This is a genomic window from Bacteroides sp. GD17 (assembly GCF_038448625.1).
GTDB lineage: Bacteria > Bacteroidota > Bacteroidia > Bacteroidales > Bacteroidaceae > Bacteroides.
This window is the reverse complement of sequence record NZ_JBCEZS010000005.1, coordinates 209,381-221,841: the sequence shown is the minus strand read 5'-3', so window position 1 is coordinate 221,841 and position 12,461 is coordinate 209,381. Positions and strand designations below refer to the sequence as shown.

Annotated in this window: 6 protein-coding genes; 5 read left to right on the top strand and 1 reads right to left on the bottom strand. The window is 47.6% G+C overall.

All coding sequences use genetic code 11. The features are described 5' to 3' along the window. Nucleotides 1–2: 2 nt before the first annotated feature. Nucleotides 3–1,157 carry a dienelactone hydrolase family protein gene (locus AAE250_RS09935; protein ID WP_294598022.1) on the bottom strand — a complete coding sequence of 385 codons (1,155 nt, stop codon included), beginning with the start codon at nucleotides 1,155–1,157 and terminating at the stop codon, nucleotides 3–5. Between the two features lie 94 nt (nucleotides 1,158–1,251). On the opposite strand from AAE250_RS09935, the gene AAE250_RS09930 reads away from it, so the two are divergent. The 5 genes from AAE250_RS09930 (at nucleotide 1,252) to AAE250_RS09910 (ending at nucleotide 12,456) form a co-directional block, all read left to right on the top strand. Continuing rightward, nucleotides 1,252–5,706 carry a hybrid sensor histidine kinase/response regulator transcription factor gene (locus AAE250_RS09930; protein ID WP_294598018.1) on the top strand — a complete coding sequence of 1,485 codons (4,455 nt, stop codon included), beginning with the start codon at nucleotides 1,252–1,254 and terminating at the stop codon, nucleotides 5,704–5,706. A 35-nt stretch (nucleotides 5,707–5,741) separates the two neighbouring features. Next, nucleotides 5,742–6,305: an RNA polymerase sigma-70 factor gene (locus AAE250_RS09925; protein ID WP_294598016.1), complete on the top strand. Its 564-nt coding sequence runs from the start codon at nucleotides 5,742–5,744 to the stop codon at nucleotides 6,303–6,305. 106 nt (nucleotides 6,306–6,411) lie between these two features. Further along, nucleotides 6,412–7,587, top strand: a complete 1,176-nt coding sequence (locus AAE250_RS09920; protein ID WP_294598014.1) for a FecR family protein — start codon at nucleotides 6,412–6,414, stop codon at nucleotides 7,585–7,587. A 21-nt stretch (nucleotides 7,588–7,608) separates the two neighbouring features. Further along, nucleotides 7,609–10,968 carry a TonB-dependent receptor gene (locus AAE250_RS09915; protein ID WP_294598012.1) on the top strand — a complete coding sequence of 1,120 codons (3,360 nt, stop codon included), beginning with the start codon at nucleotides 7,609–7,611 and terminating at the stop codon, nucleotides 10,966–10,968. Nucleotides 10,969–10,989: 21 nt separating this feature from the next. Further along, on the top strand, nucleotides 10,990–12,456 hold the full coding sequence (locus AAE250_RS09910; protein ID WP_294598010.1) for a RagB/SusD family nutrient uptake outer membrane protein: 1,467 nt from the start codon (nucleotides 10,990–10,992) through the stop codon (nucleotides 12,454–12,456). Nucleotides 12,457–12,461: the final 5 nt, after the last annotated feature.

The window sequence follows — 12,461 nt, the reverse complement described above, 5'->3', positions numbered from 1 at the left end:
AGTTATTTCAACCATTTGTCGAAGAATTCCAATGTCTCTTTCTGCATGTTCTTGCTGAAGAAGTGCTTTTCTTCCCAAAGCTTGGTCACAAGCCGGTCTGCCGCGTGCTGGCTCTCCCAGACGGTGTGCATGGTGGCGTATGCATCTTCGACTCCTTCTACCGGAAACAGCTTGTCCTGCGTACCATTGAAGAAAAGGGTTGGTTTGGGGCAGGCGATGCTGGCAGTATGCGGATAGTCCAGGTAGCGGCGCAGGTTGGGGGTGAGCATGGAGTAGGCGGAACCTCCTTTGTTCTGATTGTTGGTCAAGGTCATGAGGTGTTCGGTGGTGTTCATCCAGCATACGGATGCCGATGCTTTTATGCAATCGGTAATGGCGGAAAGCATCCATGAGCGGTAGGCACCCATGGAGAAGCCCAGGCAGCCTACTTTTTCTTTATCGACAAAAGGAAGGGAGGCAAGGAACTCAGCACTGCGGGCATCGTCCATATTGATGAAAGCTCCCCATGAACTGCCCATCTGCAGGAAATTGGAGGCCAGCGCTTGCTGCCCGTCGTAGTCGATACCCTCTTTACGACCGCGTTCGCCCCAGAACAAAGCATCGACGGACAAAACAACGTAGCCGTGGGCGGCAAAATAATCACCCGTGTACTGGCCGTCGTAGCAGCGCGATGCCCAGTCATCGGCATCAGCCAGCACTTCCGGTTTTACGTGGAAAGGACGTACCATTTTCTCCTTGCCGATGGAGAAGTGTGCACCGTGGTCGTGCAGCATGACGATGGCGGGAAAAGGCCCTTTGCCTTCGGGCACCAGCAGATAGGCGGGAATGCGGCACCATTCCGAAACGTTGAACCAAATCTTGCGGGCTTCGTATCCGTCGCGGCGTTCCGTATCGACTATTTCCATATTGTAACTTTGTGGGGCGGGAGCCAGGTTCTGCATACATTCCATCAATACTTCCCGTGCCTGCATGCGCCATTCGCCGAAGTCTTTGGCAGGAGAGTTTCCCCATGCCATGGGATAAGTCAGTTGTTGTTTAAGTTGTTCGTAAAAGGTGGGCATATTCTTGACAACTCCATAGGAAAGGGTGTCAGTCTGTGCCATGACAATGGAACATGTGAAAAGCAAAACCAGACAAGAAAGAATAATATGTTTCATGGTTCAGTAGTTTATCTGTGAGTATTAAATTAGAAGCAAATATACAAGAATTTTCGCTGAAATACTTATCTTTACCGCACAGAATGGACTAATTATGGCGAAAAGAATCTTATATCTGATAGCAGGATTGCTATGTGCTTTGGCAATAAAGGCACAGCCGGACTGCTTTTTTACCCATTATTCATCCGAGGACGGACTGTCTCAGAATACCGTCATGGGCATACTGCAGGATACCAAGGGAAATATGTGGTTCTCTACGTGGGATGGTATCAATCGGTTCGACGGATATACCTTCAAGACTTATAAGGCAAGGCTCGATAACCAGATTGCATTGACCAATAATCGTGTGGACCAGATGTACGAAGACAAGTTCGGCTTTTTGTGGCTGCTGACTTATGATAACCACGTCTATCGTTTCGATCCCCGCACAGAGATGTTCGAGCAAGTACCGGCTGAGGGCGAAGAAGGCAGTTCGGCTGCGGTCACTTCCATTCATATCTTGCCCGGCGGTTCCGTATGGCTGTTTACCGAAAGCGAAGGGGCTATTCGTGTAGCGACGGCACCGGATACATATCGGCTCACCACCAAATGGTATTCTGCCAAGACCGGTCCGTTTCCGGCAGTCCATGTATACAAAGTCTACGAGGATCTTTCGGGCCATGAATGGATGCTGACCAATAATGGTCTGGGAGTGCTTTCGCCCGATGAGGGAACACCTGTCTCTTTCTTTATGGAAGCAGCCGGGAAGGAAGGTAGTGGTGCCGGACAGATATTCTATACCTGCCAGGAGCATGGAGACGAAATCTTCTTCGGTTCGGAGAACGGACGCGTGTGGTGCTATCAGAAGAAGACCGGTGAGTTCCGTCTGCTACAATTGCCTGCCACTTCAAAAATTGTGTCCATCAAGGAGCTCGATGAGCGTGAAATGCTGATTGTTACTGCTACGGATGGCTTTTTTGTGTATCAATACCAGGCGAAGACTACGGAACATTATGATGCATCCCGTTTCCCCGATGCACCTGTTTATTCTGCCTATGTAGACAGGCATTCCGAGGTCTGGTTCGAGCAACACATATCGGGTAGTGTGGTACACTTCAATCCGGCGACGCGCGTGCTGAAAACAGAAAAGATAGCGGTGGAACCTACCAGTACAGACCGTTCGCGCCCTGCATTCCATGTGCACGAAGATATTTACGGCACTGTGTGGGTGCATCCATACGGTGGCGGCTTTTCTTATTTTGACCGGGAGCATAATAGCCTGCATCCTTTCTATAACAGTCTGGCGAGTGGAGACTGGCGCTTTTCCAACAAAATACATACAGCTTTTTCTGACCGACAGGGCAACTTGTGGATGTGTACCCACTCCAAGGGTTTGGAGAAAGTGACTTTCCGTCCGTCGCAATTTAAAATAATAACCCCCATGCCCCATCATTACGAATCGTTGAGCAACGAGGTGCGGGGATTGTGCGAAGACCATGAGCATAACCTTTGGGTAGGGCTGAAAGATGGAAAACTGCGGGTGTATGATAAGAACCGCGTGGAACGGGGGTATCTGACGGAAGCCGGCACGATATCTCATACCGGCACTCCGATGCGCGGTAATGTATACTTCATTCTGGAGGACAGTAAGAACAATCTTTGGATTGCCACGAAGGGAGACGGACTGGTGAAAGCTGAGCCGCAAGGCAATGCACGCTATAAATTGACCCGTTATCAGTATGAAAAGAACGACATCTACAGTCTGAGTGACGATAATGTCTATTGCGTGTATGAAGATGCCCATGGACGGATCTGGGTGGCCACCTTTGCAGGTGGTGTAAACTATATGATGCTTGATAAGGAAGGTAAAGAAGTCTTCGTCAATCATCGCAATAACCTGAAAGGATATCCTATCGATAATTGCTATAAGGCGCGCTTCATTACCGGCGACGCTGCGGGGCATGTATGGATTGGAACTACCGTCGGTGCCCTGGTGGTGAAGGATGACTTCAAGACTCCGGAAGAGGCCGTGTTCCATCACTTCGTGCGCATTCCGAAGGATATACACAGCTTGAGCAACAACGATGTACACTGGATAATATCCACCCGGCAGAAGGAGCTCTATCTGGCTACCTTTGGCGGCGGACTGAATAAACTGCTCTCGCTGGATGAGGCCGGAAATGCCCGGTTCAAGTCTTATTCCGTACAGGATGGTCTGCCTTCGGATGTGCTTCTTTCGATACGCGAGGATGGCAAAGACAATCTTTGGATAAGTACGGAGAACGGTATCAGCAAGTTCATTCCTTCGGAAGAGAAGTTTGAGAACTATGACGATAAAGGTATTTCCTTCCAGGTGCGTTTCAGTGAGGCGGCATCGGCTCGGACGTCTCTGGGCAATATCCTGTTTGGGGCAAGCAACGGCATCTTTATGTTCAATCCGGATTCCATTCGTAAGAGTAGCTATGTGCCGCCGGTTGTGTTGTCCAACTTGCTGGTTTCCAATGAAGAGGTGGTGCCGGATGGAAAGTCTGTCCTGAAGCAGAGCTTGGACGATACGCATAAGTTGGTGCTGTCTCACCGGGAGAATATCTTTACCATTCAGTATGCTGCGCTCGATTATTCGGCTCCGTCCGAAATTCAATATGCCTATATCCTTGAAGGCTTTGAGAAAGCATGGAACTACGTGGGCAAGCAGCGGACGGCCACGTATACCAACTTGCCCAAAGGAAATTACGTATTCAAGGTACGTTCTACCAATGCAGACGGGATATGGACCGAGAATACCCGTGCACTCGACATAGAGGTCCTCCCTTCATTTTGGGAGACGCCTTTTGCTTATTTTCTCTACTTCCTGTTTGTGCTGCTGATTATTGTGACGGCTGTCTATATTCTGTTCACCATCTACCGCTTGAAGCATAAAGTGTCTATGGAGCAGCAGATGACGGATATGAAACTGCGCTTCTTTACAGATATTTCCCACGAACTGCGTACTCCGCTGACGCTCATTTCGGGTCCGGTGGAATATGTGCTGGAGAATACCCCGTTGCCTGACGATGCCCGCGAGCAGCTGCAGGTCGTGGAGCGTAATACGAACCGCATGTTGCGCCTGATTAACCAGATTCTGGATTTCCGCAAAATACAGAACAAGAAGATGAAGATGCAGGTGCAGCGCATTGATGTCGTGGCATTCACCCGTAAGATTATGGAGAACTTCGATGCCGTGGCAGAGGAACATCATATAGACTTCTTGTTCGAGACGGAAAAGGAGGAACTCTGCTTGTGGGTGGACGTTGACAAATATGAGAAGATTATCTTCAACCTGCTTTCCAATGCCTTTAAATATACTCCGAATGACAAGATGATAACTGTCTTTGTTCGTGAAGACGAGAAGTCCGTGTCCGTAGGCGTGCAGGACCAGGGCATCGGCATTGCGGAGAATAAGAAGAAGTCGATTTTTGAACGTTTTGAGAATCTGGTAGACCGGAACTTATTCAACCCGAGCACCGGAATCGGCTTGTCGTTGGTGAAGGAGCTGGTGGAGATGCATAAAGCTGTGATATCTGTGGACAGTAAGTTGGGGACCGGGAGTTGTTTCAAGGTCGAATTCCTGAAAGGGCGGGAGCACTATGACGATGCTGTGGAGTTCCTTCAGGATGATGCGGCTGCAGGTGTGGAAGTGGCGGAGCGTGTTGCTGATGCAGGCAGTGCGGTTCAGTTGCCGGTTGCTGATGACGAGCTTCTGCCGGAAGGTGAAGAGGCGGAAAACTCCAAGGGTACCATGTTGCTGGTAGAAGATAACTCGGAACTGCGTTTGTTCTTGCGTAGCATCTTTGCGGCTGAATATCGTATTGTAGAAGCCGTAGACGGTATGCAAGGCTGGAGCAAGGCATTGAAGTTTCTTCCCGATGTTATTATCAGTGATGTGATGATGCCGGAGAAAGATGGCATTTCGATGACCCGTGAGTTGCGCGCAGATATGACAACGAGCCACATACCTATTGTACTGCTGACCGCCAAATCGTCCATCGAAAGCAAGTTGGAAGGTTTGGAGTATGGTGCGGACGATTATATCACGAAGCCTTTCAGTGCCACGTATCTGAAGGCGCGTGTGAAGAACCTGCTGATGCAACGCCGTAAACTTCAGGATTTGTACCGGGCCGATCTGTTGTCTGCAGGAACAGTTGCTCCGGCTGCATCCGAGGAAGCGGAAGAAACGAAGGCTCCGGAAATGTCTACAAACGACCGTAAGTTTATGGATAAACTGGTGGAACTGATGGAGAAGAATATGGATAACGGCGATTTGGTAGTCGATGATCTGGTGGGCGAACTGGCCGTCAGCCGTTCTGTTTTCTTTAAAAAACTGAAGACGCTGACTGGATTGGCACCCATCGAATTTATCAAGGAAATGCGTATAAATCGTGCTGTGCAACTGATAGAAACCGGAGAATATTCCATGACGCAGATTTCTTATATGGTAGGAATCAATGACCCGCGTTATTTCAGCAAGTGTTTCAAGCAGAAGATGGGTATGACGCCGACGGAATACAGAGATAAAGGAGTGAAGAAATGAATAACAATGAGATCTGGTACATATAATTGCAATGTATGACGCTAAGCCTGATAAAAGATGAATCCCATTCGCTCGTGAGTATTCGGTTGGATGAGCAGGAGTTCCATAATATTTTCAGTAAATATTATGCGGCGCTTTGTTCGTTTGCCTTCCAATACATGGCAGATAGGGAAATGTCGGCAGATATTGTGCAGGATGTATTTGCCAAGTTATGGCAAATCAAAGACGATTTCTTCTATTTGCACCAGGTAAAGGCCTTTCTCTATACCGCTGTACGCAACCGGGCTTTGAATGAACTCGAACACTCGAAAGTGGCTTATGAGTATGAACAGAAGGTTATGGCAAAGAAAGCGGATGCTTTCTTTCATGATGCTGTTGTAGAGGAAGAGACTTTCCGGATACTATCGGACGCCATCGAAAAACTTCCCGGGCAGATGAGGGCCATCATGCGACTTGCATTGGAAGGAAAAAAGAATCCTGAAATAGCCGAGCATCTTAATATCTCTACCGAAACAGTACATACACTCAAGAAAACCGCCTATAAAAAACTGCGCAAATATCTCACCGATTACTATTATTGCATTCTCTTGCTTCTCTGAAAAAAGACATTTATTTATTCTTTTTCAAAAAAATATTCTTAAAGACTCACCATGTTTTAATTTTGACCTGTATTATTATTGAAGATAGATAAAAACAAGTCAAAATATGATAAGAAAAGATTTCCATGTAGCTCATCTTATATCCAGGTTTCTATCCGGCGAGATTACTCCGGATGAAAGTTTATATCTGGATACCTGGCGAAAAGAGAACAAGAAGCACGAGCAGCTTTTTCAGAAGATTTGCAATGAGGAGAATTTCGTGCAGCATGAAATCCGTAAAACGGATTATGATTTGAATACAGGTTGGGAAGGTGTGGAGAAGCGTATCAGGAAAATGACTCTCCGAAAGAGGTATCTGAAGGTGTTGCAATATGCCGCTACAATTGCTTTGCCCGGTCTGATACTGATGTTCGCCCTCCTGAATGCTCCTGAAACACAACTTGCAGGCGATAGCAGACTATTGACGGAACAACAAATCCTACCGGGTGGAGCCAAAGCCATCCTTACATTAGATAATGGCGAAACTGTGTATCTGGATGCGGAAGTTACCGGAGAACAGGCACAGTTGGTGGATAAGCAAATTCAGGTAGACTCAACGACCCTGAATTATCGTTCGGCGCAAAAAATAGCTGAGCAAAAAGCGCCTGTATATAATAAGGTAGAGATACCCCAAGGCGGAGAATACGCCCTTGTCTTGAATGACGGAACCAAAGTACATCTGAATTCAATGAGTAGTTTGCGTTTCCCGGTTACTTTCGGTGCCGGAAAGCGGGAAGTGGAACTGGTGGGGGAAGCTTATTTTGAAGTAAGCAAAACCGGACAGCCATTTATTGTGCAGACCAAAGGCATGCAGATAGAAGTGCTGGGAACCATCTTCAATATTTCTGCTTATCCCGATGAAGAATACCAGGCTACCCTCGTAAGCGGTTCGGTACGGGTAGATGCCGGACAGGGCAACAGTCTGGTGTTGAAACCTTCGCAACAAGCCTCATTGGCACCCGGAAGCAGCGACCTGCAAGTACGCACGGTAGATACTGCCTTTTACACTTCGTGGGTGAGAGGAAAAATCAATTTCAAAGACCAGCGTCTGGAAGATATCATGAAAACCCTTTCGCGGTGGTACGATATCGAAGTGAAATATGCTGATGAAAGCCTCAAGAATAAGCGCTTCGGTTGCAACGTGAACCGTTACGAAAGCATTACTCCTTTTCTGGAGCTGCTGGAAGCTACGGAGAACATACACTTCAAAATCAACGGTAAGACAATTACATTCTATAACTAACCATTAATAATTAAAGTAAGTATGACTAAGAAACAGAACTACACCAGGTCTTGGGAAGGTAGTAAACGTATGTGGATTACATTCCTGTTTTTCAGTTTCATGATGATTGGTTTTGTGCAAGCCTCCAATACGGTGTTTGCTCAGACAACGGTTACTGTGAATTTAAAAGACGCTACGCTAAGCGATGTGCTATGGGAAATTCAGCGGCAAACGGATTTCACCTTTATCTATAGCACGAATGATGTAAAGAAAGTAAAGGTTCATAATCTGAACGTGAAGAATGAGAAGATTGCTGCTGTGCTGGACGAATGTCTGAAGAATAGCGGACTGGCTTATACGGTAAAGGACGGTGCCATCGCCATTCGTCCGGTGAACGAAGTACGCGGAGTAGCTGCCGTGGAACAACAGAAATATACTGTTTCGGGAACGGTAATAGACGAGACGGGTGAATCTGTTATCGGTGCTAATGTTTTGGTGAAAGGTACTACAAACGGTCAGACAACCGACCTCGACGGACACTTCTCCATTCAGACGGAGCAAGCAGCCGTTACGCTCGTGGTGTCGTATGTAGGCTATACCCGTCAGGAAGTGAAAGCCACAGCAGGCAAAATGGTGAAAGTGGTACTGGTACCCGACGCTAACTTGACGGAAGAAGTCATTGTCACCGGTTACGGTACTTTCAAGAAATCAGCTTATGCCGGTTCTGCTTCCAGTGTCAAGAACGAGAAGATAGCCGATGTGCCTTCCGTATCTTTCCAGGACTTGCTGCAAGGTAATGCAACAGGGGTACAGTTCACTGCCGCATCCGGTCAGCCGGGGTCTTCTTCTTCTCTGCGCATCCGCGGTATGGGTTCGTTCAATGCATCTAACTCTCCGTTGTATGTTATCGACGGTGTGCCGGTAACTTCCGGTTCCATTAACTCTATCGATTCGGATGGCGGATTGGATGCCATGTCTACCATTAATACTTCGGATATCGAGAACATTACCATTATTAAGGATGCCGCCGCTGCCTCACTCTATGGTTCGCGTGCTGCCAACGGTGTGGTATTGATTACTACCAAGAAAGGTAAGACCGGTAAGGCTGTCGTTAACCTGAAAGCCGACTGGGGTTTCAGTGACTTCGCTATGGATTATCGTCCCACATTGAGCGGAGCAGAACGTCGTGAGTACATTTATAACGGGTTGAAGCTCGGTCAGGAAAGAAGTGGAAAATCTGCGGAAGATGCCATAGCTTATGCCGACAAGAATATTGATAAGTATGCTCCCGTGCCCTGGTGTGGCTATACCGATTGGGGCGATTACTTGTTCCGCAAAGGAAGCCATTCCAATTATGAGGCTTCTCTGTCCGGCGGTACTGACCGGTTCAAGTACTACTCCTCACTGGCTTACCTCAAACAAGAGGGTATCGTACGGACATCCAGTTTGGAACGTGTCACCGGCCGTTTGAACGTAGACTTCCAGGCTACGGATAAGTTGAAGATGGGCGTCAACTCCATGTTCACCAGCCTTACACAGAATGTATACAGCGAAGGAACCGGTTATACCGCTCCTTTCTATTCCAGCGTGAGCAAGCTGACTCCTTCCGATCCTGTATATAATGAAGACGGTACTTACAATCAAGATTTGATTTCTCTGGCAAGAAGAAATCCCGTACTGGCTCAGGCTTACAACTTTCAGCGCGAATACGTGACTCGTGCATTCAATACCCTGTATGCCGAATACGAATTTATCAAAGACTTGAAGCTGAAGTCTACTTTGAGTTACGACTACAACATCAGTAAAGGTAAGGAATGGAGAGATTCCCGTACTTCCGACGGTGAGAAGAACAACGGCGGTATGAGCAAGGCATACAGCGAATATAATAAGATGGTATGGTCTAACCAATTGAGCTATAAGATGGATATTCAGAGAGACCATCACCTGGACGCTCTTGTGGGATATGAAATTGATTCTAAATACAACGACGGCTTGTCAGGCTATGCTACCAACTTCCTGACCCCGCTTAAAAATGACATTACTAACGGACAGACTTTGGAGAGCCTCGGCGGTTCTTCCAGCCGTACCCGCATGGTGTCTTACATCAGCCGTCTGAACTACGACTATAAGCACAAGTACTATTTGGGCGGAAGCTATCGTATGGATGGTAGCTCACGTTTGCACCGCGATAATCGTTGGGGTAGCTTCTGGTCGGTATCCGGCGCATGGCGCGTAATCGAGGAAGACTTCATGAAGCCTACCAGCAACTGGCTGAGTGATCTGAAGCTTCGTGCATCATACGGTGTGAACGGAACTCTGCCTTCGGACTTGTACGGCTACATGGGGCTGACCAGCCTGAGTGGCGGATATATGGAGAACCCGGCACTTATCCAGTCGCAGATAGAGAACCGCGACCTGCAATGGGAAACAAACTATAACCTGAACATCGGTCTGGACTTCGGCATCTTCGATCGTGTGAACTTCACACTGGAATACTACACCCGTACCACGAAGAACCTTTTGATGGACTGTCCTGTATCCATGACTACCGGCTTCAGCTCCTACCTGATGAATATCGGTGAAGTGAAGAACCAGGGTGTGGAACTGGAAATCAACTCAAAGAACATTGTAAAGAAGGACTTCGACTGGAGTACTACCTTCACCCTGTCCCACAACAAGAACAAGATTGTGAAACTGGACGGCGAACAGACACAGATTATCAGCGGTACACAGATTCATAAGATCGGCAGTTCTTATCGTACCTTCTATATGATAGAGTTTGCGGGAATCAACCCCGAAACCGGTGCACCGCAGTTCTATACCAACACTCAGGATGCTAATGGAAACTATGTGAAAGAGGTTACGGAAAACAATAAAGATGCCCACGCCATTCCTTTGAAGAAACATGCCGAACCGAATGTGACCGGCGGACTCTCCAATACATTGCGTTACAAGTGGTTCGACCTGAGCTTTATGTTCTCTTATCAGTTCGGTGCCTTTGGCTATGATAACTGGGCACAGAAGACCGAGCATGGCGGAAAGGACTTTACCCTGAATATTCCTGCTTACTATCGCGACAACTGGAAGAAACCGGGAGACATTAGCAAGTACGAGGTATTTATTGAAAAGCCTGCCGTAGCCATGACAGGTGTTACCACTACCCGCCGCCTGCACAGCACGGACTTCATCCGTCTGAAGACACTGACCTTCGGTGTCACTGCTCCTAAGGCATGGACGAAGACGTTGGGTATAAACAGCTTGCGTCTCTACGCCTCTGCCAACAACTTGTGGACTTGGGCTGCCTACGACTTCTACGATCCCGAATCGGTAAATGCCGGTACGGCAAGTTGGGGAACTCCTCCTTTGAAAACGGTTACATTTGGTCTTAACTTGAACTTCTAACCCACTAAAAAGAGAAACATTATGAAAGCATTAAAATATATAGTAATGGGAATGTTGGTCAGCCTGACCACTTCCTGCGGTAACGACTGGCTCGACGTAGAATCGAGCACAAAGATTCCAACTGCTTCTGCCATTCAGAACCTGGATGATGTGGAATATAGTTTGAACGGTATCTACGATGTGATGCGCAGTACTAATTATTATTCCGGGCGTATGGTTTATTATGGAGACGTGACTGGTGATGATGCGCAGTCCATTAAAACCGGAAAGCGTACTACGAGCTATTATATGCTGGACTATACCAAAGATTCCGGTCCCAGCAGCCATTGGTCATACGCTTATAAGATTATTCAGAACTGTAACATCATCCTGTCGCAGATTGATGAAATAGAAATCCTTGAGGACGATAGAGATATTTACAATGACCTGAAAGGTCAGGCGCTGACTCTCCGCGGATTTGCTTTGTTCGATCTTACCCGCTTCTTCGGCTATCCTTATGCCAAGGATAACGGTGCTTCCCTGGGTGTGCCTATCGTTACCGAAGTTTCCAATACGGAGAACAAACCGGCACGTAGCACGGTGGCGCAGTGCTATACTGCCATCATCAAAGACCTGAAAGAGGGTAGTGAGCTGATGAGCGAGAAGTTCAACAAAGGAAAGATCAATAAGTGGGCGGGTATGTTGCTGCTGAGCCGGGCTTATCTGTACATGGAAGATAACCAGAATGCACTGACAACAGCCGAAGCTGCCATTGCCGGAGCAGAGAAGAACAAATACCGCCTGTGGACGAACGACGAGTACGGCACCATCTGGGGTACTGATTTTGCATCTTCCGACCCGGGCGAAGTACTGTTCGAACTGGTGAACCTCACGGTAGACGGAGTAGGTAAGGAAAGTCTTGCCTATCTCTGCTTGCAAACCGGATATGATGACTATTGTTTGACCAGCTCTTTTTATGAACTGATGCAGGAAGATCCGGACGACGTCCGTAACCAGGCTTATACCGTAGTCTCCAAGACTAAGCGGGCCTATATAGCCAAATATCAGCCGCAGAATGGTAAGGCGGTCGAAGACTCCAACATCCCCGTTCTTCGTCTGTCCGAACTTTATCTGATTGCTGCCGAGGCTGCCGTGAAAGTGGGTGATAATGCGAAAGCTGTGAAATATCTGGATGCCATCGTCAACCGTGCCAACCCGGAAAAGACAGTCGTAGGCAAGACTATCACACTGGACGATGTATTGCTGGAACGCCGCAAAGAACTCTTCGGCGAAGGACATCGCTTCTTCGATGCCATCCGTAACCACAAGACCATCGTGCGTAAGGAGTCTACCAAGAAATTCCCCGAAATAGCGGAAACCGAACACTTGAAGATGGTGGATGAGAGCATGTCTTTCGACTGGAACTACTACCGCGTAGTATTGCCTATTCCTAAGGCAGAAATGAACTCTAACCCGAATATGGTACAGAATCCTACTTATGGTGATTAAATAAT

Excerpts from the sequence above, each read along its gene's own strand:
- AAE250_RS09935 (WP_294598022.1), bottom strand. The coding sequence starts at position 1,157 with ATGAAACATATTATTCTTTCTTGTCTGGTTTTGCTTTTCACATGTTCC.
- AAE250_RS09930 (WP_294598018.1), top strand. The coding sequence starts at position 1,252 with ATGGCGAAAAGAATCTTATATCTGATAGCAGGATTGCTATGTGCTTTG.
- AAE250_RS09925 (WP_294598016.1), top strand. The coding sequence starts at position 5,742 with ATGACGCTAAGCCTGATAAAAGATGAATCCCATTCGCTCGTGAGTATT.
- AAE250_RS09920 (WP_294598014.1), top strand. The coding sequence starts at position 6,412 with ATGATAAGAAAAGATTTCCATGTAGCTCATCTTATATCCAGGTTTCTA.
- AAE250_RS09915 (WP_294598012.1), top strand. The coding sequence starts at position 7,609 with ATGACTAAGAAACAGAACTACACCAGGTCTTGGGAAGGTAGTAAACGT.
- AAE250_RS09910 (WP_294598010.1), top strand. The coding sequence starts at position 10,990 with ATGAAAGCATTAAAATATATAGTAATGGGAATGTTGGTCAGCCTGACC.